The 23096-nt window shown below is 62.7% G+C and carries 18 protein-coding genes and 1 pseudogene; 13 read left to right on the top strand and 6 right to left on the bottom strand.

Annotated elements, in window-relative coordinates; all coding sequences use genetic code 11:
• The first annotated feature begins 20 nt into the window (after positions 1–20).
• From tssC to CUJ84_RS27860, 11 genes are read left to right on the top strand one after another with little or no spacing between them, the layout of a single operon-like run.
• Entirely contained in the window at positions 21–1409 is a 1389-nt protein-coding gene (gene tssC / locus CUJ84_RS27910; protein WP_105008870.1) for a type VI secretion system contractile sheath large subunit, read from the top strand.
• Positions 1406–2236: a type VI secretion system accessory protein TagJ gene (locus CUJ84_RS27905; protein WP_105008869.1), complete on the top strand. Its 831-nt coding sequence runs from the start codon at positions 1406–1408 to the stop codon at positions 2234–2236. Before tssC ends, CUJ84_RS27905 begins: the two co-directional genes overlap by 4 nt.
• Positions 2229–2738 carry a type VI secretion system baseplate subunit TssE gene (gene tssE, locus CUJ84_RS27900; RefSeq protein ID WP_105008868.1) on the top strand — a complete coding sequence of 170 codons (510 nt, stop codon included), beginning with the start codon at positions 2229–2231 and terminating at the stop codon, positions 2736–2738. Before CUJ84_RS27905 ends, tssE begins: the two co-directional genes overlap by 8 nt.
• Positions 2731–4512 (top strand): type VI secretion system baseplate subunit TssF, encoded by a 1782-nt coding sequence (gene tssF, locus CUJ84_RS27895; RefSeq protein ID WP_105008867.1) that lies wholly within the window; start codon positions 2731–2733, stop codon positions 4510–4512. The genes tssE and tssF overlap by 8 nt, the downstream gene beginning before the upstream one ends.
• A 20-nt stretch (positions 4513–4532) precedes the next feature.
• On the top strand, positions 4533–5534 hold the full coding sequence (tssG, locus tag CUJ84_RS27890; protein WP_105008866.1) for a type VI secretion system baseplate subunit TssG: 1002 nt from the start codon (positions 4533–4535) through the stop codon (positions 5532–5534).
• A 10-nt stretch (positions 5535–5544) separates the two neighbouring features.
• Positions 5545–6744, top strand: a complete 1200-nt coding sequence (locus tag CUJ84_RS27885; RefSeq protein WP_105008865.1) for a type VI secretion system-associated FHA domain protein — start codon at positions 5545–5547, stop codon at positions 6742–6744.
• Complete coding sequence (gene tssK / locus CUJ84_RS27880; protein WP_105008864.1) at positions 6734–8074, top strand: type VI secretion system baseplate subunit TssK; 1341 nt, start codon at positions 6734–6736, stop codon at positions 8072–8074. Before CUJ84_RS27885 ends, tssK begins: the two co-directional genes overlap by 11 nt.
• Positions 8071–9606 carry a type VI secretion system protein TssL, long form gene (tssL, locus tag CUJ84_RS27875; RefSeq protein WP_105008863.1) on the top strand — a complete coding sequence of 512 codons (1536 nt, stop codon included), beginning with the start codon at positions 8071–8073 and terminating at the stop codon, positions 9604–9606. Before tssK ends, tssL begins: the two co-directional genes overlap by 4 nt.
• Positions 9603–13079 (top strand): type VI secretion system membrane subunit TssM, encoded by a 3477-nt coding sequence (tssM, locus tag CUJ84_RS27870; RefSeq protein WP_105008862.1) that lies wholly within the window; start codon positions 9603–9605, stop codon positions 13077–13079. The genes tssL and tssM overlap by 4 nt, the downstream gene beginning before the upstream one ends.
• A gap of 10 nt (positions 13080–13089) precedes the next feature.
• Positions 13090–14463, top strand: coding sequence for a type VI secretion system-associated protein TagF (gene tagF, locus CUJ84_RS27865; protein WP_105008861.1), 1374 nt, complete (start codon positions 13090–13092; stop codon positions 14461–14463).
• Complete coding sequence (locus tag CUJ84_RS27860) at positions 14456–15364, top strand: serine/threonine-protein kinase (protein ID WP_245457577.1); 909 nt, start codon at positions 14456–14458, stop codon at positions 15362–15364. The genes tagF and CUJ84_RS27860 overlap by 8 nt, the downstream gene beginning before the upstream one ends.
• Here CUJ84_RS27860 and CUJ84_RS27855 read toward each other — a convergent pair.
• Entirely contained in the window at positions 15361–16500 is a 1140-nt protein-coding gene (locus CUJ84_RS27855) for a polysaccharide biosynthesis/export family protein (RefSeq protein ID WP_105008859.1), read from the bottom strand. The genes CUJ84_RS27860 and CUJ84_RS27855 overlap by 4 nt on opposite strands.
• Positions 16501–16764: 264 nt before the next feature.
• Between CUJ84_RS27855 and CUJ84_RS27850 the strand changes: the two genes are divergently transcribed.
• Entirely contained in the window at positions 16765–17112 is a 348-nt protein-coding gene (locus CUJ84_RS27850; RefSeq protein WP_105008858.1) for a DUF488 domain-containing protein, read from the top strand.
• 151 nt (positions 17113–17263) lie between these two features.
• Positions 17264–17391, top strand: a pseudogene (locus CUJ84_RS39415) (DUF4142 domain-containing protein); the annotation flags it as partial.
• Positions 17392–17518: 127 nt separating this feature from the next.
• Here the strand turns inward: CUJ84_RS39415 and CUJ84_RS27845 are convergent.
• From CUJ84_RS27845 to CUJ84_RS27825, 5 genes are all read right to left on the bottom strand, one after another.
• Positions 17519–18202 (bottom strand): response regulator transcription factor, encoded by a 684-nt coding sequence (locus CUJ84_RS27845; RefSeq protein ID WP_105009199.1) that lies wholly within the window; start codon positions 18200–18202, stop codon positions 17519–17521.
• Between the two features lie 38 nt (positions 18203–18240).
• Positions 18241–19017, bottom strand: coding sequence for a 3-oxoacyl-ACP reductase FabG (gene fabG, locus CUJ84_RS27840; RefSeq protein ID WP_105008857.1), 777 nt, complete (start codon positions 19015–19017; stop codon positions 18241–18243).
• Positions 19014–20723 (bottom strand): acetolactate synthase catalytic subunit, encoded by a 1710-nt coding sequence (locus CUJ84_RS27835; RefSeq protein WP_105008856.1) that lies wholly within the window; start codon positions 20721–20723, stop codon positions 19014–19016. Before CUJ84_RS27835 ends, fabG begins: the two co-directional genes overlap by 4 nt.
• 2 nt (positions 20724–20725) lie before the next feature.
• Complete coding sequence (locus CUJ84_RS27830) at positions 20726–22087, bottom strand: aspartate aminotransferase family protein (protein WP_105008855.1); 1362 nt, start codon at positions 22085–22087, stop codon at positions 20726–20728.
• 104 nt (positions 22088–22191) lie between these two features.
• Entirely contained in the window at positions 22192–22890 is a 699-nt protein-coding gene (locus CUJ84_RS27825; protein WP_105008854.1) for a GntR family transcriptional regulator, read from the bottom strand.
• Positions 22891–23096: the final 206 nt, after the last annotated feature.

Below are 23096 nucleotides of genomic sequence, written 5' to 3'. Positions count from 1 at the left end.
ACATTTGTGTCAGGTTGACGATGGGTTCCAGCACTGAATGGCGGCGCCGGGCGGATCAGCTGATTACGCTGATCGACGAAGCGCTGAACAGGCAAGTCAATGCCATCCTCCACCATCCCGATTTTCAGGCGATGGAGGCGAGATGGCGTGGCCTTGCCATGCTCGTGCGCGAGGCAAGCCGCAGCGGCGAGGTCAAGGTCAAGCTTCTCGGCGTCAGCTGGAGCGAGCTCACGCGGAGCATGGAGCGTGCCAGCGACTTCGACCAAAGCCACCTCTTCGAACTGATCTATAGCCGCGAGTTCGGCATGCCGGGCGGCGAACCCTTCGGTCTGCTGGTCGGCGACTATTATCTTTCTCCGGCCGATCCGCACGGCGGCGATCCGGTCAGCACGCTGTCGCAGATCGGCATGGTGGCCGCCGCCGCCTTCTGCCCCTTCGTCGCAGGTGCTGCGCCGCTGGCGATCGGGCTTGAAGACTTTCACGAGCTGAACCGGGTCACCGACTTTTCCTGGCTTGCCAATGAGACGGCCCGCATCCGCTGGAACGGTCTCCGCGCGCGCGAGGATTCGCGTTTCCTCGGACTTGTCGCGCCGCGCATCCTGATGCGCTCGCCGCTTACGCCTCATGCACGCAATCGCAACGACGGCTTTCCCTTCCGCGAAAGCATTGCTAGCGACGGCAGTTCGCTTCTCTGGGGCAACGCCGCTTTCGCTTTTGCGACCGTCGTCATCCGAAATTTCATCGATTCCGGGTGGTTCGCGGATATCCGCGGCGTCACGCAGGATGCCGTCGACGGTGGCCTGCTGAGTACAGCGGAATTGCCGCCTTATGACTTCGGCACAGAAAGCAACGGACTATCAGCCCAGGCGCCGGTGGAGATCCATCTGACCAGCGGCCAGGAGCAGCAGCTCTGCGAGCTCGGCATCATTCCTACTGCGACCACCTATCTCTCCTCTTCGGCGATTTTCAATTCCAATCAGTCTCTGCATGCGCCTCCGCACTATTCCAACGAACATGCACGCCAGAACGCCCGCCTCGCCGCCATGCTGCAATATGTGCTCTGCGCGTCGCGCTTCTCGCATTATCTCAAGGTCATCATGCGCGACGAAATCGGCCAGCTTTCGGATGCGATCTCGATCCAGCGGAAGCTGGCGGATTGGCTGACCGCCTATACGCTCGGCAATGACGACGCCGACATCGCGCTACGCACCCGCTTTCCCCTGCGCTCGGCCGGCATCGGCGTCGCCGAGATTCCGGGCAAGCCCGGCAGCTTCTCCTGTACCGTCCGGCTGCAGCCGCATTTCCAGCTCGATGACGTTGCCACGAGTTTCCATCTCATCGCCGAGACCGCGACCACGGGCCAGATCCTGAGCCGCCCCGTTGCCATACCCGAGAGGATGTCCGCATGACGCTTTCCGCCAGCATCGCCCAATCGCTCAGCGACAACGCCCTCGATGACGCGATCGAGCAGGTCAAAGCGCATCTGAAGGTCAAGCCCTCGGATCAGGAGGCGCGACATCTCTATATCGACCTTCTCGTGCTTGCCGGTGACTACCAGCGGGCGGACAATCAGTGCAGCCTTGCTGCCACCCTCTCTCCCGACGCGACGATGGGCTTCGCCTTGCTGCGCAATGAGCTTCGGGCGATGGCGGCGCGCGACGCCTGGTTCGAAAGCGGCGCCCTGCCGGAATTTCCACAGGGGCCGAGCGAACTCGACAAGCTCGCCGTCCGCCTTGGCATCGCCCATCGCGGCGGGGATGCGGATGAGGCGAGGACCACGCTCGATGCACTCGAGAACCTGAGGGGCGAACGTCCGTTGATCTGGAACGGCAAGGCCGTCTCCGATTTCCGCGACCTCGACGACCGGACACCGCACGCTCTCGAAGTCATCATGACCGGCGGCGGCTATCTCTGGATCGATTTTTCCAAGATCGCAGCCCTTTCGATAGAGCCGATTGCCCGGCCGCGCGATCTGGCCTTCCGCCGCGCCGAGCTTTCCCTGATCGACGGCGCAGCCGCGTCGGTGCTTCTCCCGGCGGTCTATCATGGCACCGGCAAGGATGAGACGCTCAGGCTTGGCCGCGAGACCGAGTGGATGGAGGAGACGACCGGCATCACCAGCGGCCGTGGCCAGCGCTGCTACCTCGCCGGCGACGAACTGGTTTCCTTCCATGACACCCAAAGTCTGGAGATCGTGCCGGCAACGGCTGCCGGCAGGCAGGTTGCGCATGGTTGACCCGCTCGAACGTTACCGGTCGCGCGACCGCGTCCTTGCCCGCTCGATCCTCGACAGGTTGATCGACGAGGCTCCGGATCGCAGCGTCGATCCGCCGATGAGCTTCGTCGATCAGGTCCGCGACGTCAGGGAGGCGATCCGCCGCGATCTCGAAGCGCTGCTCAACACGCGGCGCTGCCCGGCGACGCCACCGGCGGCACTTTCCGAACTCAAGGACGCGCTGGTGAGCTACGGCGTCGACGGCATCGTCTCGGCAAATCTGATGACCGACCAGGCCAAGCTCAAGCTGGCGCAAGCGATCGAGAGGCGGATTGCACTTTTCGAAACGCGGCTGTCCGATGTGCGGGTGACGATCCTCAAGAGCCGGACGATGACCGAACGGGCGCTGCGCATGCGCATCCAGGCGACCTTCCGCCTGCATGAGGGCATGCCGCCGATCAGCTTCGAGTCGACCATCGATCCCTCGACCCAGCGCTTCTTCGTGGAGGCGGCGCATGGCTGAAGGTTTCCTGCACCGCTACAATGAGGAATTGCTGGCACTTCGCCGCCGCGCCGCGCGCTTTGCGGATGCCTTCCCGAAGATCGCCGGCCGGCTGCGCATGACCGGCGACGTCGCCGACGATCCGCATGTGGAACGCCTGATCCAGAGTTTCGCCTATTCGGCCGCCCGCGTCCGCCAGAAGCTGGACGATGAATTTCCCGAGCTGACCGACGGCCTGCTCGAGACGCTCTATCCCCATTATCTCTCGCCGCTGCCCTCGATGAGCATCGTGAAGTTCCGCCCAAGCGACACGCTTGCCTCGGTCCAGACCGTGCCACGCCACACCGAAGTCCTGGCCGAGCCGGTGCGAGGCGAAGCTTGCCGCTTCCGCACCACGCAGGATGTCGAGATGGCGCCGATCGAAATCACCGGTGCTAGCCTTTCCGGCCAGCCGATCAATGCGCCGCTTTCTCCCTATGCCGGCGTTGCCGGTTGCCTCAGGCTGTCCATCCGCAGCCTCGATGCCCGAAAGCCCGTCGGCAGCCTCGGCCTGAGCCGGCTGCGCCTGCATATTCCGTCCCCCTGGCAGCAGGCGGTGGCGATCTACGAGCTGCTTGCCAACCACACGCTCGGCATTGCGCTTGCCAAACATGCGGACGACCGTTCGCCGGTCTTCCTGCCGGCGGGCAATCTCAAACAGGTTGGCTTCGAGCCTGAAGAGGCCATGCTACCCTATCCGGCGCCGAGCTTCACCGGCTACCGGCTGCTGACTGAATTTTTCGCTCTGCCGCGGAAGTTTCTTTTTCTCGATATCGAAGGGCTCGATGCCTGGCGGGGCGAAACGCTGGAGCTCTTCGTCTACCTGAGGGAAAGCGACGCCAAGCTCGAACGTGCGATCTCGGTCCGCGACTTCGCACTCAATGCGACGCCCGTCGTCAATCTCTTCCGCCAGGTCTGCGAGCCGATTGCCATCGACGGCACCCGTACGGAATACCGACTCCTGCCTGATGCGCGGCGCCAGAAGACCCGCGAGATCTATTCGATCGACCGCGTTCTCCTGACCGGATCGCGCGGCCAGGAGGAATTCTGCCAGCCGTTCTTCGGACGGTCGCAGCGGGCAGGCACGAGCGTGACCTACTGGCAGGCCTATCGCCGTTTCGACGAAGACGACAGAACCAGCGATCTGGACATCGCCTTCGTCGACAGGCAGCGCCGTTCTTCAGGTCCTGTCGAGGCGGTCGCAAGCGTCGACACGCTCTGCCTGAACCGCGACCTGCCGGAACAGCTTCCCTTCGGCGGCGGCCATCCTTTTCTGCAGCTTGCTTCCGGCCATGAGGCGGTCGCCAGCGTTGAAGCCCTGATCCCGCCGACGCCGTCGGTCAGGATGAACGATCAGGAAGGGCGGAACTGGCGGCTGATGTCGCATCTCATTCTCAACCACCTGTCGCTCTTCGACAATGACGGTGCGGCGCTGAAGGATATCCTGTCCCTCTACGCCTTCCGGGACAGCCCCGAGACCAAGCAATTCGTCGATGCGCTCGTCCGGATCAAGGCGGGCAATTCGACCGCCCGTCTCGGCAGCGGCGGCATGGTGCCCGGCACCGAAATCGCGCTTGAATTCGATCCGGCCGCCATCGACCGGCCCTCCGCCTTCCTGTTCGGCAGCGTGCTCGACCGCTTCTTCAGTCTCTACACCTCGGTCAACAGCTTCACCCGGCTCACCATCGGGATGAAGGGGCAATCGAGGCCGATCGCCCGGTGGCCGGCACGCGCCGCCGAACGCCCGCTTCTCTGAGGAAGGATCGCTAGCCAACCATGGATCTCCCCGTCGCCCGCAAGCCAGACGACCTTGCCGATCTGCTCGAACGCGACCCCGGCCGCTTCGAGCCGGTGACGGCCTTTCGCGTCGCGCAGGCTTCGGTGGAGGAAGGGCGGCTTGATGTCGCCTCCCATGTCGGCGTCTCGCCGGCGCCTCTTGCCGTCAGCGGATACAAGCGCAGGGGCGGCGGTGCCGCCGTCCGCAGTGCGCTTGCCGGTCTCATCGGGGCGATCGGCTCCATGCCGTCGGCCTACAACGAACTCGTCATGCGCGAGGAGCGGAACAGGTCGCGGGCGCTGGCGGGCTTCTTCGACCTGTTCAGCGCGCGGATGGCGGAACTCTTCACTGATGCCTGCGAGAAATACCGCATCGCCCGGCGGTTGCGCTGGGGCGGCGCATGGGCAAACAACGCCTTCGTCACCACGCTCCTGTCACTCACCGGCTTCGGCACCAAGCGTCTCGTCGAAAAGAGCGGCGTCGACGAGGAACTGATCCTGCGCTTCTCCGGTTTCTTCGCCGCGCGCAACCGCAATGCCGTCAATCTCCGCGCCATGCTCTGCGAATTCAGCGGCCTGCCGGTGGGGATCGAATTGTTCCGCGGGCGCTGGCTGACCATCCCGGAGGCGGAGCGCAGCCGCATGGGCAGACCGCAGGGCGTCCAGCTTGGCGTCAATGCGACGGCAGGTGCTGCGATCCACGATTTCAGCGGCGGCTTTCGCATTGTCATCGGTCCACTCGGTTATGCCGATTACCTTTCGCTCGCGCCGGGCGGCCGCGCCATCACCGAGCTCTTCGCCCTGACGCGGCTCTATGTCGGCGCGGCGCTCGAATTCGACATACAGGCCATCCTGAAGAAGGAGGACGTTCCCTTCTGCCAACTCGGACAGGCCGGCGATCCGCCGCGCTTGGGCTGGAACAGTTGGGCCAGAGTTGCACCCGCTGCAAGCAACAGCGGCGATGCAGTGATCGTCGAGCGCCTGTCGGTTCAGGCGCGGTGAGGAGGCGAGGATGCGGCTTGAACTGAAAGAGATCACCAGTGACGCGAGGGCGCCATCAGGCCAGTCGAAATGGTTCTTCGAACGCGGCCGGCGAACGCTCGGCCGGGCACCGGATTGCGACTGGCGACTGCCGGAGGATCGGCGCTCCGTTTCGAAGCTCCATTGCATCATCGAGCGCGACCGCGAAGGCTTCCTGCTGCGCGACCAGAGCGCGAACGGTTCCCGCGTCGACGGCGTCGCCGTGCATGAAGGCCAGGTCGTGCGGCTTGCCGACAGGTCGCGGCTGGAGATGGGCGGACTTGCCTTTTCCGTCCACATATCGGGCGAGAAAGACCGCGAGATCGAGGATCCTGATGCCGCTCTCGTGCTGAGCGACGAACCGCTGACCATCTCCGCAATCCTGGCCGATATCGCTCCGGGCGGTCATACCGCAAACGGCATCCTTGGCGAGCGTGCGGTCGATGATTGGGGCCTTCCCGAAAAGGTCGGGAAAAAGGGAGCGGCCTCATCCCGCAATGTCGAGATCGGCTGGAGCGGCCCTCCGGAGATGCGCTCAGTCATCCAGCTTCTGCCGGAGGACTGGAATTCGGAGGAGACCGAATACGGCAGCCACCTGGAACACGGTTCCGCCACCCATGTTTCCGTGCCCATCGCTCAACGCCAGCCGGCGCCACTGATCGAGATCGTCAACGACAACGATCCACAGCCGGAGCCGGAGCCCGAGGAGTTTCCGACGCTGACGATCGGCCGGCCCGAAGCCTTCGCCGATCGCCTGGAGCCGCTGCTCGCTCGGCTCGAGGAGGCTGTCCAGAATAGCTATGCCGTTTTCGAGATGAGTGCGCCATCCGCCACCAGCGAGCCGGACTTCCTTGCCGACAGCAGCAGGGAGGAAGCGCTTCTTGCCCGCATCGAAACCCTGATCGGACAACAGCTCAACCTCAACTCGGCGCTTGAGGCTCTGGTTCAGACAGCAGGCCGACTGGAGCCGCGCATCCTTGAGGCGCGGGTGGAGACGGGCGCCTGGCGCCTGCCCTGGCGCCGGGACCGGGCCTATTGGCGGGCTTACCGGGCGCAATTCGAACAGGACGGCAAGAGCCGGTCGATCCATGACGTTTTCCGCGACGCGATGACGGGCGCGGTAAACGGCACGCAGGCAGGGCCTCGTCCGCAAGACAGGCAGGAAGGAAAAGACGCGCATCATGAGGAATGAAAACCGGGTGGCCTGGAGCGAAGGCATGTTCCTTCGCGTGCAGCATTTCCAGCAGGCGGACCGCTGGACCGAGCGGCTCGTGCGCACCGCGACGCACGGCCTGTCGCCCTATCCCTGGGGGGTGGCGGAAATCGGCATCGACCGCGGCGCACTCGCGATCGGCCAATTCGCGCTGTCGAACCTGCGCGGCGTATTGCCCGACGGGACGCCGTTTGAAGCCCCTGTTGATACCGACCTGCCGCCGCCGCTCGATCTCGACGAGAACACCAAGAATGCTGTCGTCTATCTCGCACTTCCTTCCCGCCAGCCGGGCAAGGCCGACGTGGCGTTGAACGGCGGTGCCGCGCGCAACAGCGTCCGGCTCGTCGCTTCGCCCTATGAAGCGCCGGATGCCAACGTCGAGACCGACTTCATGGCGCCGATCGATGTCGGCCGCCTCAGCCTGCGTTATCTGAGGACCGGTGATGAACTCGCCGGCTACGAGCTCATCGGACTTGCCCGCATCATCGAAGTGCGTTCAGACAGGGCGGTGATCCTCGATCCGGACTATATCGTGCCGAGCCTCAACTGTACGGCTGCTGCACGGTTGGGCGAGCTGATCACCGAGCTGCTCGGCATCGTGCGCCACCGCGCCGAGGCCATCGCCGAGCGGATCGGCGATCCCACCATTCGAGGAACGGCAGAAGTCGGCGACTACCTGCTCTTACAGATGCTCAACCGCGCGGATCCGATGCTGAAACACATTTCGGCGAATGCGACGCGGATCCACCCCATGGTCTTTTACGAGACCTGCATCCAGCTTGCCGGCGAGCTCGCCACCTTCACGACCGACCGCAAACGCGCGAGCGACTTCCCACCTTACCGCCACGACGACCTCAAGGCGACGTTTGCGGCCGTCTTCGACGATCTGCGCGCCTCGCTGTCGTCGGTGCTCGAACAGGCGGCGGTGGCGATCGAGCTTGCCGAACGCCGGCATGGCGTCAGGATCGGCACGATCAACGACCGTTCGCTGCTGAGAGATGCCGGCTTCGTGCTGGCGGTCCGGGCCGAGATGCCGGCCGAAGACGTGCGCCGCAAGCTGCCGGCGCAGATCAAGATCGGCCCGGTCGAGCGCATCGCCGACCTCGTCAACGTCGCGCTGCCGGGCATTCCCGTCCGGCCGCTGCCGGTGTTGCCACGCCAGCTCCCCTATCGCTCCGGCACCATCTATTTCGAACTCGACACCAAGAACCCGCTTTGGAAACAACTCGACACTTCGGGCGCCATCGCCGTGCATCTCGCCGGCGATTTTCCCGGGCTCGAAATAGAACTGTGGGCCCTTAGAGAATGAAGAACGAACCCGCCTCCACGTGGCAGAACCTGCCGACCATTGTCGAATTTACCGAGGACGGCACTAGGAAAAAGCAATCCGCTCGCAAGATGGCGGAGATGCTGGATGACGTCCTCGACTTTCCCGAAAGCGAGGGCGGAAAGGCGCCGGCGGGATCGCTTCCGAAGGGCGCAGCGTCCGTCGAAACGCTCGTCCGGGATTTTCGCTTCGGGGCCGAAGACGTGCCGACGCTGGTGCGCTCGGCCGCACCGCTCCTCAACCTCGCCCATGCCCTGCGCTACACGGAAGAACAGCCCGAGATCGACGAACTGCGCCAGGTGGCGATCGAAGCCGTCGGCCGCTACGAACGCGATCTGGCGAGCGCCCGCATCAGCCCCGAACGAGCGCGCGCCGCCCATTACGTCGTCTGTGCGACGGTCGACGATGTCGTGCTCAGCAAGGCCTGGGGCGTTCGTGCCGGCTGGGCCCGCTCGGGGCTCGTTTCCACCTTCCATATGGACGTGACCGGCGGCGAACGGGTGTTCGACCTGCTCGACCATTTCCACCAGAGCCCCGGCGCCAACAAGGACCTGCTTCTCCTCATCTATCTCTGCCTGTCACTTGCCTTCGAGGGCCGCACCCGCGTTTCACCGCGCGGCGGGCTGGAGCTCGGCCGCATCCGCGACGGCCTTTACAAGACGTTGCTTGGCCAGTACGGCGTCTTCGAACGAGAGCTTTCTCCGCACTGGAAGGGCGTTTCGGCCCGGCATCAGCCGTTGCGCACCGCGGCCGCGATCTGGACGCTTCTTTCCCTTCTGACGCTGATCCTGGCACTCGGCTACATGTTCTTCACGCTCTCGCTCAATCGCGCCTCCGACGGAACGTTCGAGCGGCTTGCCAGGCTGCCGCCGCGCGATATGCCAAGCGTATTGGTCAAGATTCCGGAGCCGCCTCGGCAGCCACCGCCCGTCGTCGTCGCCGAAACGCCGCCACCACCGCCGCCGCCGCAGCAAGTGAGACCGCCGAGCCGGCTCGACAATCTGCTCGCCTTCCTGCAGCCGGAGGTCGAGAAGAAGCTCGTCACACTTTCGGATTCGAATGGCAGGCTGCTGGTGCGGATCAGCAATTCCGGCCTGTTTGCCACCGGCAGTGCGGAGGTCAGCCAGAAATTCCACGATCTGCTCCAGCGGATCGGCGGTGCGCTGGCCGCAGAGAACTTCCGCGCCGTAGTGGTGGGTTATACCGACAATGTGCCGATCCGCACAGTTCAGTTCCCCTCCAACTGGCACCTTTCCGAAGCCCGCGCCAAGGCGGTCGGCGAAATCCTTAGTTCATTCACCGGTCCGGGCGCGATCCTGACCGAGGGGCGTGCCGACACCGATCCGATTGCCGCCAACGAGACGCCGGAGGGCCGGGAGATGAACCGCCGCACCGAGATCCTGGTCCTGACCGATCCGAGCGAGCGGTTGAACGATGCGGGTTTGACGACACCGCGTCAGGCCGAAATGCCGGATGAACCGACGGCGCCCGCCGCAGGAGGTGCTTCGCGATGAACCCGCTCAGTTATTTCTATACGCTCCGCTCCTATGTGGAGGCCTATGCCGGCCTCATCGGCCGTCGCTTCATCTCGATCATCTGGGTGGCGGCAATCTGTGTCGTCATCTGGTTCTACGGCTATCTCGCCGCTTATGGCGATTTCAAGCCGCTGGCGAGCACCAGCGCGCGGCTGATGCTGATCGGCATCATCCTCGCCGCCTGGCTCGCTTATCTTGTCTTCACGACCATCCGCGACCGCCGCCGCGACAAGCAGCTCGTCGACGGTATCGAGCGGGACGCGGAAGCCGAAGCCGCGGCCAGCCAGCAGGCTGAGGTCGGCGAGATCCACGGTCGGCTCAAGGAAGCGCTGCAACTGCTCCGCCGCATCACCAAGAAGCGCTTCGGCTATATCTACGAGCTGCCGTGGTACGTCATCTTCGGTGCGCCAGGCTCCGGCAAGACGACGGCGCTCTCCAATTCCGGTCTCAAATTCCCGCTCGGCGATGCGCTCGGCGGCAATTCAGTGCAAGGGATCGGCGGTACGCGCAACTGCAATTGGTGGTTCACCGACGAGGCCATCCTCATCGATACAGCCGGCCGCTATACGACACAGGACGATCTGAACGGCACCGCCAAAGCCGGCTGGGAAGGATTTCTCGGCCTGCTGCGCAAGTACCGGCGTTCGCAGCCGATCAACGGCACGCTGGTGACGCTGTCGATCGGCGATCTCCTGACGCGCGATCCGGAAGCGCAGCGCGAGGAGATCAGGGCGATCCGCCAGCGGCTTTCCGAACTCGATGAACTCCTACACGCGCGCGTGCCGGTCTATCTGCTGCTGACCAAGGCCGATCTGCTGACCGGCTTCGTGGAGTTCTTCGACGGTTTCAACAAAAGCGACCGCGAACAGGTCTGGGGCACAACCTTCGGGCTCGACGAGAGCTATAAGGCGGCAAATCTGCCGGAACGCTTCATGGAGGAATTCACCCTGCTGCAGCAGCGCGTCGATACCATGCTGATCGAACGCCTGCAGCAGGAGCCCAATCCGGAATTGCGCGGCCGCATCTTCCGCTTTCCGGCCGAGCTCACCTCTTTGAAAGAGCGTCTGCACGAGGTCGTCACCGAGCTTTGCTCGGGTTCGAAGCTGGTGGAGGCGCCGCTGCTGCGCGGCATTTATTTCGCCTCCGGCACCCAGCGGGAGGAGACGGTCACTGTGCCCCGCATGCGGCGCAGCTATTTCCTCTCGCGCCTCTTCAAGGAGGTGATCTTCGGCGAGGCCTCGCTGGTCGCCCGCGACAAGCGGCTTTCGGGGCGGCAATTGCTCTTCCGCCGCGCAGCCTATGCCGCCACGGTCCTGCTGCTTGCCGTGGTGCTGACGAGCTGGACGGCCACCTACATCCAGAACACCACGGCGCTGGCCGGCGCGGAAAGACGCATAGATGCCTACGAACAACTGGTGCGTGGCGTGCCGGTTCGCGACGTTTCGGATGTGGATTTCCTGCGCGTCCTGCCGGCGCTCGACAATCTCGCCGCCGTCACCACCGACTTCTCGAAGACCCGCGTCTGGCCGATAAGCCTCGGCCTCGACCAGGAAGGCAAGGTCGCCAGCCGGCAGCGCGAGGCCTATCAGCGGGCGCTGAACACGCTGCTCCTGCCGCGCATGCTGGTGCAGCTCCAGAAGGAGATGACCGAGACCACAGATGTCACCCGAACCTTCGACGCGTTGAAGCTCTACGGCATGCTCGGCGGCCTCGGCCCGGTGAATGCGGACTTTGCCGCGCTGGAAGCAGAAGACATGTTCACGAGGCTCTATCCAGACGAAGGCAGGGCCACGGCCCGGCAGGCGCTGATCGCCCATGCTGATGTCATGGCGCGCGGCGCGCTGCCACAGATCGAGCTGGACAAGGCGCTGATCGCCAAGGCGCGCGAGGTCATCCGTTCGCAGAACATCGCCAACCGCGCCTATGACATCCTGGCGGAATATCGCGAGTCCCGCGCGCTTCCCGCCTGGAGCCCGGCAGGCGCGCTGGGGCCGCTCGGCGAACAGGCTTTCGAGCGGAAATCGAAGGCGCCGCTCAACGAAGGCATTGCCGGCCTCTTCTCCGCGACCGGCTATCGCACCGTCGTTCTGCCCGGGATCACCGACGCCGCACGCGAGGCGCTCGACGAGCAATGGGTCCGCGGCGATCCCAATCCTGCCGGCGTCACGGTCGACACGATCGCCCAAGCGACGCTTCAGCTTTACTTCGACGCTTTCGAGCAGCGCTGGTCGACGATCCTCACCGATATCAGGGTGAAGCCCTCCCAGACGATTAGCGATGCGGCGGAAACCACCCGCGTCCTGGCGGGCAAGCCGGGTCCGGTCGAGACGATCACCAAATCGATCGTCGCCGCCACCGATCTGCGCGCGCCCGGGGCGGAAATCGCCTCGGCCGCCGGCGACAACCTGCCGGCCTCGACCACGGCGCTTGCCAGCGCAGCGAATGCGCCCGATCCCTTCGGCCGTCTTCGCGAAGCGCTGAAGGCGCCGGCCGGCCAGTCGTTGCCGGACGACCAGCCGAAGGATGCGCCGCGATCGGAGATCGGGCAGCTCGAGCCGATCCTGCAGAGGGTCCAGGAGCAGCTTTCGCGCGCCACGACGTCGACCGCCGAAGTCGCGAAAGTCTTCGACGTCGACAGCCAGCTCACCGACGCCAACCAGGACCTGCTGCAGCAGGCCCGCAAGCTGCCGGCGCCGGTCGATAGCTGGATGGCGGGGCTGGCTGCGGATGTCGGATCGCTGGCGGTCAAATCCGCCCGATCCCGCATCAGCGACGCCTGGGCTGCCGAAGGCGCGGGCTTCTGCTCGAATGTCGTCGCCGGTCGTTATCCCTTCGACCGCAAATCTCCGCGCGACGTGGCGATGAGCGATTTCATCAGGCTCTTCGGACCGGAGGGGCTGTTCAAAACCTTCTTCAAGGAAAAGCTCGAAGCCTTCGTCGACACCAGCGCCTCGCCATGGGGCTGGAAAGGCACATTCGGCGCAGCGAGCATTTCGAGTGCGGCGATCGCCCAGTTCGAGAATGCCGACAAGATCAACCGCGCCTTCTTCCCGGCCGGTAGCGAGAACCCGTCGATTTCAATCAACGTCAAACCGGTATCGCTGACCGAGGCGGCCAGCGCCGTGATGCTGGAGATCGAGGGCGAACGCGTGGTCTATTTCCACGGGCCGATCCAATCGAAATCGATCACCTGGCCGTCGACGGACGCCAGCAACGTCTCGCGCCTCGCCTTCCAGCCGGGCGGCTGGCAGCAGGCGCTGACGGAGAACGGCGACTGGTCGCCCTTCCGGCTCTTCGACGATGCCGATCTCGCCATACAAGGCGACGACCTCTTCCGGGCAAAATTCCAGCAGAACGGCCAGGCGGCGGAGTTCGACGTGCAGTTCGGTTCGGTGCTCAATCCATTCCGGCTGGAGGCGCTCGGCGCCTTCTCATGCCCGGCGCAATTCTGACGGGTCCGCCATGAACGAGCGCGCCACCCTGGACCGAAGCCAAACCGAAGCCGACAGGATCGGCTTCTTCGGCAAATTGCCGAGCCACGGCGATTTCGTTTCGACGGGACTGAGCCGCCACCTGCAGGCCGCGCTCGACGCCTGGCTGCAGTCGGGGCTGCAAGCGGCGCAGCGGGAACTCGGCGAGGATTGGGAACGCCGGTTTCGCATGATGCCGGCATGGCGTTTTATCGTCGAACGCGGTCTTTGGGGCCCGGCCACCATTGCCGGCGTTCTGCATCCGAGCCTCGACCGCGTCGGGCGAAGTTTTCCGCTTGTGATCGCCGCCCAGCTTCACGGCTTTGCCGAGCATCCACGCCAGCTCTACCTCGACGATACCTGGTTCACGGCCGCCGAAGCGATCGCCGAAAGCTCGGCCAAGCGGGATTTCGACATCAATCACTTCACCGCGAGCCTGAAGCGACTGCGGACCCTGCGCCCAGCCGACCTCGCAGAAAACGAGACGCTGCAAGACAATGCTTCCGGCCGTGGCACGCTCTGGTGGCGGATCAGCCCCGAGGATCGGCGCGCCAAGGGGTTTCGTGTCGGCGGCGCCCCGGACCCCGAGGATTTTCCGAAGCTGCTGCACGACAATTCCCCCGCGGCTTCGGCACGGCCGCAACCCGAAACGGCCGAGACACCAGGCCCTGTTATCGCCGAACCGCATCGTGCGCTGGTGATCCACCACAGCCATGCCACGCATGCCGGCACACGGCTGAGCGTCAACGCCGATGCGCTGCTCGTTTCGGAAACGCCTTCGCTCTTTGCCGTCGCCGATGGCATCGGCGACGGCAGCAGCGCTGCCGAGGTCGGCAAGATCGCCGTCCATATGCTGGCTGAAACCGGCAACCAGCAGTCAATCGAAGCTCTGGTGCAGGACATCAAAGGCAAGCTCGGCCGAGCCCACGGCCTGCTTCAATCGGCCCATCTTTCTTCTAATCGCGAACCGTCGGCCGCGAGCATCGTCGTGTTGGCCACGCTTCGTGAGAGCTGCGCCCTGCTCTGGGTGGGTGACGCCCGCTGCTATCTTCTGCGCGACGGCATGATGCGCTGCCTTACCCGCGATCACGTGGAGATCGGCCTGCGGCGCACGCTTTCGCGCGCCATCGGCATGCGCGGACATCTCATCCCCGAAGTCCGTTCCGGCGAATTGCAGCCCGGCGACAGGCTGCTGCTCTGCAGCGCGCCACTGCCAAGCGTCGTCCCCGAGCGGAGTATCGCCGAAATCCTCATTTCCGCAAAAATCGAAAACGCGGCCGATATTCTCGTCCAGGAGGGGCTGATTGCCAATTGCCGCGAAAACATCAGCGCGATCGTGATCGATGTGAAGACCGATGATGGATGATCATCCCGCGGATTTCGAAGAGATCGCCCGACGTTTTTCGCATCTCTGGCAGGCGTTGAATCACGGTTCACCCGAGACCCGAAAAATCCTGGTAGACCGCGTCCGGGACGCGCTTGATCGGGGCGAAGCCCGGCTCCGCGATGCGGATTGCCAGATCGTGGCCAACAGCTTTATGCTCGAGGCGCTGATCCATGACGGCGCGGCCACCCAGGTCTATCGCGCCCGCCATCGCGATCTCGGAACGCTTCATGCCATCAAGATGCCCAAGCCCGACCACGCCGACGATCCTGTCCTCAGGAAACTGATGCTGCGCGAAGCGGAAATCGGCATGGCGCTCCGCCATCCCCACATTGCCGCGACGCAGACCGTTCTGCGCCTTGCCGACGGGCGCCCTGCCCTGGTAACGGAATGGATCGGCAGCCGGCTTGCGGAGCTTTTGCAGGAAAGGCCACTATCCCTCGGCGAGATCACCTCAGTCATGACATCGGTGCTTTCATGCCTGGAGGCCATCCATGCTGCAGGATTCGTGCATTGCGACCTGTCGCCGCTCAACCTTCTCGCCGACGGCGATCTCTCCCGTTTGAAGATCGCCGATTTCGGCATCGCGCTTGAGCGCGGATGCCGGCATAGCCAATTCGATCTTGCCTTTGCCGGCCAGCCGGATTTCGCATCCCCCGAACAGATGGCCGGTCAACGGCTCGACGAACGATCCGATCTCTACGCAGCCGGGTGTCTTCTGTCCTCGCTGCTCAATCATTGCAACGAGGAGAGCGACGGATCCGAAGCTCTGAAGGCATTGGCGAACCGCCTGTCCCAACAGGATCCGCAAGCCAGGCCCGAAAATGCAAGAGCCGCCTTGCATCTGCTCGACGGCTCCGCAAAACGTCCTGTTGATGCTTAATTGCCGCTCGATCCGGGGATCGGTGCTGCGGCCGTCGGCACACTCTTCTGATACACGTTGAAGAGCTTGGCAAAGTCTACCAGGCTGGCATTGCTGGCGTAGATGATATCGCCATCCATCATCTGGAACCGCTGCATCAGCGCCAGATTGGAAACGTCCTTCAGATTGACGCGGTAGATTACCGGCTTGGTGCTCACCACAGCCGGCACGGCGTTCTTGGCGTTTGCGGCAGAAACCTGCGTATAGACCGGCTGGTTGCGCAGCACATAGAAATTACGCGCATCGGCACGATCGTCGAGCAGGCCGCCAGCTCGCCCCAGCGCCTGGGCAAGCGTCAGCCTGCCCGGCTCGAACTCGAACTCGCCGACACTCTTGAAGGCGCCGAAAGCGGTGAAGGTGGGTGAATCCTTGTCGATATAGATCTGGTCGTCGGGCAGCAGGTAGACATTCTGCTTGTTGTCATCGATGACGCGCTGAAGCGGCACGGTGGCGCGCTGCTTGCCGCGCATAAGCGTGACGGTCGCAGAGCCCGGAGCAGACGATGCGCCGCCGGCAAGTGCGACCGCATCGAGCACACGCTCCTTGCGTGCGGTGAGCGGGAAGCGACCGGCGGCACGCACGTCGCCATTGACGGTGATACCGCTGGAGGGCCTGTCGACCACGGTGACGACGGCCTGCGGATTGACCGCCGACCCCTTCAAGCCGGTGACGATGCGCGACTGCAGCGCCTCGGTCGAGGAATCCACCACGCGCTGTTTGCCGACGAAGGGAAGGGTCACGTTGCCCGTGGAATCGACGGTGAACCGGCCGAGATTGAGGGTCTTGCTTTGGGTTGAAGAGAAAAGTCCCTCTTCGCCGGTGTCGAGGATCGTGACCTCGATAACGTCGCCGCGCCGTAGCCTCGTATCGGCAAAACCGCTCGAGCGCATAAGGCTGAGCCCGGGATCTGTGGCCGCATAGGCAAGCGGGGTGGCCGCAACCGGACCCATCGGCGCTTCAGAGAGCCTGACCACCGGGATCCGCTCGTTACTTTGAGGGGCAGTGGCATTATAGAAACCACCGGCGGTTGGGCCATCCGATGGCCGGGCGCAGGCACTAAGAGCTGCGACAAGGACGAGCGGCGCCAACTTTCGCATCAAGTATCCTTTTGGCAATATTGAGAGAATCGGAAAATATCAGCGGTGTACGACCGAGCAATACCAGTTGCACGCGAAAAATCAATTATGACAGTTCGGAGGCTGGCAGGTGTGGCTAATTGGCAACCATACTGCTGAAGTTGAGTGCGATGGATGCGGTTTGAACAGGTTCCAACACCCGTTCCTCAGGCTCCAGTCTGGAACCAAAACCCTGTCACGCGTATTCGGTCGAGAATGGCTTTCGAATGTATGACGGGTGGACAAATGGCCTTGCGCATCAAACGAATCTACGACCCAGAAGACGACAAAGACGGCATGCGCATTCTGGTCGACCGGCTATGGCCGCGCGGGTTGAGCAAGCAGGATGCAGCCGTCGACATCTGGTTGAAGGATATCGCGCCAAGCCCGGCGCTGCGCCGATGGTTTGGCCACGACCCCGCCAAGTGGACCGAGTTCCAGCGCCGGTATCGGGACGAGTTGGAGAAGAATCCCTCCGTCGTCGAGGAGCTGAAACGCCAGATCCAGCAAGCGGACACGACGCTTCTCTACGCTGCGAAAGACGTGGACCACAATCACGCTATCGTTCTTCAGCGCTTCGTCGACAAAGACTGATGCATCGGTAGCAACGCCGATGGCAAGCTGTTTCTCTGGGTCCGAAATCTCCGGGAACCTTTTCGTCCGAGCTGCATCCAATGCTCGCTTCCGAAGGCAAATCAGTGTTGCCGCGGGAAGGCATTCAGTCACGACACAAGGGAGACAGGTCATGTTGAAACGAATTCTCGGCGCCACTCTGATGGCGGTCTCACTGGGCACGGCTTCGATGCGGTCGATGCCAAGCCGACCGATCCTCAGATCGCCCACATCGCCTATACGGCGGGACAGATTGATGTCGGCTTTCCGGGGGAGCACAAAACTCGTGCCGATACCGACGGCTCCTTCTTATCGCTGATCCTTTTGGGACCCCGCCTTTATATCCGCAGGCGGTCCAGTCGCCTGTGTCGCTGTCGCCCGTCAGAGGCTAAGACATCCGGAGGTCAATGGTGGTCTCGAGAGCGTAACCCGCCCCGTATGCGGTGCGAATCCTCAGATTGCGGAGTCCTGCAAACGCTTTTCGCAGCCGGCCAATATGCACGTCAACCGTGCGGCTTTCTACAGCGTGTGGATCGGGCCAAACGCCTTCGATGAGTTGCTCGCGGGTACTGATCTGCCCCTGTTTTTCGAATAGGAATCTAAGTATTCTCATCTCGATAGGCGCAAGAGCTATTCTCTTGCCTGAAACCACGACGGCGTGCGGACCAAAGACAATGTCGGCGGCGGCAGCAAAGTTTGGCAGAGTCGAAGCCTCCGACCGCGCGCTTATGCCGTGGAGAAAGGCGAGAAGCTTTGAAGGCGACAAAGGACGTGTGATGCCTTCGTCGAGCCCGGCCTTGATCAATTGTAAGTGCTGGGCACGCGTGTCCTCGCCAACAAGTGCTCCCACAGGAAGTCCTGAATCCTTCAAGAGCGCACACAAGGGCGCAATGTCACTCGGCCAGCCTGCACAATCCAGGACGACGGCGGAAACCTCTGCTGATGTGCAGGCGTCCACGACATCGTCGTCACTGACAGCAAGACGAGCCTGAAAGCCCTCGCTATGCAAAATGTGCGTGAGGAGCAGATAAAGCTCGGCGTCCTGCGAGCAAATGAGAATGATCGGAGGCATGTCGACCGCCCTTTTGTCGCTTGATGAGGCGGCAAGCCTCAACTCGGTGCGAACTCGCCGCCGTTGACATCTATGATGGCTCCATTGACGAACCCGGCATCCTCTGATGCCAAGAACGCGATCACGGCAGCGACATCGTCCGGAGCACCGAGCCGACCGGCCGGAATACGGGCGAGCGCGTCGATGTTGGTCTTGCTTTGCGGGGATCCTGTCAGTGGGGTCAGGATGCGACCTGGCGCCACGACATTCGATGTTATGCCGTACGAGCCATATTGAGAGAGCAGCACGCGGGATAGTCCCGAAAGTGCGGCTTTGGATGTCGCATAGCTTGCGCCGGCGATCTGCGGTCTCGTCCGGCCGGCAAGAGACCCAACGAATATGACGCGTCCATAGCCGTTTTCCTTCATGGCAGGCAGAGCGGCCCGGCAGCACAACATCGTCCCTGTCAGGTTGACGGCGAGCACGTCGTTCCACTCTTCAAGGGTAAGGTCAGCGACGTGACGAGGGCCGTCGGGACCTTTCGGCGAGATCCCCGCGTTGCAGACGAGGATCCCAGGTGCGCCCAAGACACGGGCGACCTCGCCGAAAAAGGAATTGACTGCCGCCGGTTCGCGGAGATCGACCTTTCTCACCAGCGAGCGCTCTGGCTCGAAAGCCTCGGCAAGCGCGGCGCCTGCGGCGATGACGCTTGCTTCGCCATGGCTGAAGACGGCAACCCGATGACCGGCCCTAAGCAGACGAAACGCAGTGGCAAGACCGATCCCGGTCGTGCCACCGCTGACGACCGCAACACGTGGGATGCAACCAGGGCTCATGCCGCTTGATCCATTGCAGCAAACAGCGAAAGGGGCGGATGGGCGGCCGCATCTGTTATTATCTCGATCAGCAAGGGACCTTCTTCACGCAGGCCGCGCTCGAGGTATCGAGGAAGATCCGCGGGATCGGAGATGCGGACTGCCGGGCAGCCGCAAGCCTCTGCAATCCGCCGATGATCGACATCGGCGAAGCTGCAAGCAGTCGTGAAGCTGCCGAACTTGACAGTTTCAGCGTCACGTTGGAAGCCGAGGATACCGTTGTTCAAAACGATAATGAGTACGGAAAGCTTGCTCCGCACCATAGTCTCCAACTCCGCCCAGCTATGCGCGAAGCCGCCATCCCCCACGATGGTGACAACTGGCTTGTCCGGCTTCGCCGCTTTTGCGCCGAGCGCAAGCGGTAAGCCCCACCCGAGTCCAGCAAGGCCGCGCGGCGACAGGAAGCGCATACCGGGGGAAAGAGCCCGCAACTGGCCGGCTATCCACATCGAAGAATAGCTCGCATCGGAAACAACGGTCGTATCTGCCGTCAGCACTTGCTGCAGGTCGTGCATGACCCGCTCGGGACGGATCGGACTTTTCTCTGAACGAGCAACAGATTGGCGCTCCAGGTCAAACGAGCGCCAGAATCCAGCGATCCGAGCCGTCAACTTATCGCGCTGCGACCCGCGGTACGACAGATCGGCTCGGGCAAGCGCGCTTCGAAGCGCGCTGATGGTTTCGGCCGCATCGCCTGCCAATCTCACCGCTTCGTAGGTCCGCCCGATTTCGGTGGGATCGACGTCGATGTGGATGACTGACGCGGACCGGGGAATTTGGCGCCAACTGTCAGTGCCATTCTGATTGGTTCGTGTCCCGACCAAAATGACGAGATCGGCCTCTTCGACAAGCGCAAGTGTGTGGCGTCCAAGCGATCTTGGCCCGACGAGAGCGCCGAGAACGCCGGCTGACAGCGGGTGGTATTCGTCGACCGCGCCCTTTCCCATATTGGTTGTCAGCACGGGAAGCGAGGCTTCGTTCTGTAGCCCCGAAAGCTCGTCGGCGGCACGGCTTGCATGGACGCCTCCTCCGGCGATGACAATGGGTGCGTGGGCCGTGGCGATCATCGAGGCTGCGCGCTCGATGTCGCTATCGCGCGGACGCAACCGATCGAGTGGCCAGTGGCCAAGCACAGCCTCACGACGAAAGAGCGAAGGAGCTATCTGCTCCCGCAAGAGGTCGGCGGGGAGCAGGAGAGCTGCCGGTCCTGGCCGGCCCGATGCGGCTGCCGTGAAGGCAGCATCGACGTAATCGTCGATGCGCTCCGCAACCAGCACCTTTCGCACCCACTTCGTACAAGATTGGAATAGGGTAAGATGATCGAGCTCCTGGAATGCATTGCGGTCAGCCTGATCTCTTTCGACATCCTGGACGAGAGCAACGAGCGGAACGCTAGCCTTCAGCGCCTCGGCCAGGGGCGGAACGAGAAGCGTTGCGGCAGGCCCATTCTGCGCTGCTACCACACCGACCTTGCCGGATAGGCGCGCATAGCCATCGGCCATAGTCCCTCCCATGTTTTCCTGACGGTACGCGACTTGACGGATGCCAATTGCTTCGGCGGCGAGGATAACCGCCGAAGGCAAGCTCTGAGCAAAGATGTGGGTGACGTCGTGCCTCTTGAGGGAGAGAGCGATCCGCTCAGCGACGGTTAGATGATCAGTTGCCATGGTCACATGCCTGCTTCGGTTGGAGTTGCTTCAAGGATTGAAAGGAAGTCTGCAAAGGCTGAGATGACGGCGTCACCGTCAGCAACCGTCATTGCCGTCGAAAGGCACGCCGCAGCACCGTTGGGAAGCAGGATGCCGCAATTGAGGAAATGTCTGGAGAGGCGCCCCATCAACTCGGCCTCTTCCGGCCCGAGATACGCTTCGCGGAAGTCCCTTGGCTGCTTTCCCTTCGGATGGATGCGAAATAAGGACGCCGCCCCCGTCACGCTGAAGGCTGCGCCGTGGCGGTCGATTTCCTTTCGAAGCCCAGCCCGGATACGGTCGCCGAGGCTCTCGAGTGAAGCGAAAGCGCCATCCGTCATCGCCTCCATGGCGACCCGGCCTGCGACCATCGACACGGGGTTTGCCGAAAACGTGCCGCCCTGCGGCAGTAGCGGCTTTCCGCTGTCGCTTGCGAACACCCGCATCACGTCCTTGCGCCCGCCGATCGCCCCGACGGGAAAGCCTCCGCCGATGATTTTGCCCGCGGCGACCAAATCGGGGTGGAGACCATAGCGGGCCGACGCCCCCATATATGACTGCCGCAGATTAAGGACCTCATCGGCCACGATGAGAATCCCGTATTGCTTCGCGATCGCCTCGACAGCGGCAAAAAAGCTCGGCTCAGGCGCTATCAGCCCGGCGCGGCTCGGCATAGGATCGATCAGGATACAGGCCAGTGAAGGGGCAGCCGAAGCAATTCGGCGCTCCAGATCCGCGATGTCATTGAAGCGGATAACCGTTACCTCGTCCATCACCGAAGGCGGCATTCCGCGATAGGCCGGTACGGCCGGAGACATCAACGGGTCGTTCCATATAGCCGGCGACACCGCTTGACCTGTTTCCGCCCAGTCGTAAGCGCCGTGATAGGCACCTTCGATCCGTGCGATGCCTGGCCGGCAGGTGAAAGCGCGAGCGGCCTTTATCGCAAACATCACAGCCTCGGTCCCGCTGTTGACGAAGCGAATATGTTCGATCGCCGGAATGCGCTCGATCAACAGCTCGGCCAGAGTGATCTCGTGCTCAGTCGGGTTGGAGAAGCACGTTCCGCGATGAAGTAGATCTGCGATTGCGTCGGCAACAGGAAGGAAGCCGTGGCCGTGTATCAGCGTCGTGAAATTATTATTCAGGTCGAGGAGGCGATTGCCGTCGACATCGATGAGGTAGGCTCCCTCCCCGCGCGAAATATAAAGCGGGCTGGGCTCGTGATCCACCGTGACCCGCGTGATCCCGGTCGGAAACACGCGGCGACCCTTTTTGAAGAAATGTTCGGACCGCGACCGGGGAAATCCCCGGCCATTGCGCAAGATATCAGGGTGAAACATTCGATCTTCTCCGGCAAACGGGTCGCGGCGCAACCCTTCATAATTTTGTTATAACAAAAATCATGAACCCGAAGAAGTTGCAACAAAAAAATCCGGCCGCGATGTTATTGCCGCTTGAGACGCTGCTGCGCTGCTTTCTTGAGGCGCCGATAGCCGTCTCGAATATCGTTTTCCATTGCGGCACGGACCGCAGAGGGGTCTTTATCCACCAGCCCCTCAATCGCGGCCAGGTGGTTGTGGACACCGTATTTTGCTTCCGCAAACTCTGGATAGAGGTCGTGGAATGAAGCGCCGACCCTTAACCACAGAGCCTCAATGGTCGAAAGGAGGTGCGGCATCTCGCACAACCGGTAGATCGTAAAGTGGAATTCCTTATTATCGTGAAGAGCATCACCGTAGCGCTTTTCGTCGAGCGACAGTGTGATTTTCTCCTGCAGCGCCAATAGCTTGTCCACTATATCATTGGTCGCGCGAAGCGCGCCTTTCTCCGTCGCCAACCCTTCGAGCGCAAGCCGCATCTGCGTGACTTCGTAAAGTGCCGCAAGATCGAGATGCGGAACGATGACGGTTTTAGGACCCACCATGACGAGCGCGCCCTCAAAGACCAGGCGGTTGATTGCCTCTCGCGCCGGTGTGGCACCAACGTTCAGCATTTCGGCAACCGAACGGATCGGTAACTTGTGACCGGGCTTGTAAGCACCCCGCGCGAGCTGCTCCTTGATGGATGAATAGGCGAAGTCGCTGAGGCGCCCAGACTGTAAATCCGACGCCGACAATTCCTCTCCAGTTGTATTTTCGTTCAAAATTGACTCCCACGCGTTGACATCTTCACATTTTTGTTGCAACAAAAATGAATTACACGAAAACTGATACCGTAATGTGACATCATAACGGTATCGTGAATATTAGCAACGCCTTGGCCCCGGACGGCCATGCCCGAACAGCTGCCGGTCTTGCCGGCATGACACTCACAGCACCTGGCGCCGCACGAGCGGAGCCGGGAGGTTTC

Origin of the sequence: Rhizobium leguminosarum (assembly GCF_002953715.1) — a bacterium.
GTDB classification, from domain to species: Bacteria; Pseudomonadota; Alphaproteobacteria; order Rhizobiales; family Rhizobiaceae; genus Rhizobium; species Rhizobium leguminosarum_V.
Note: the sequence above shows the minus strand (reverse complement) of the source record. Positions and strands in the feature narration are given on the sequence as shown.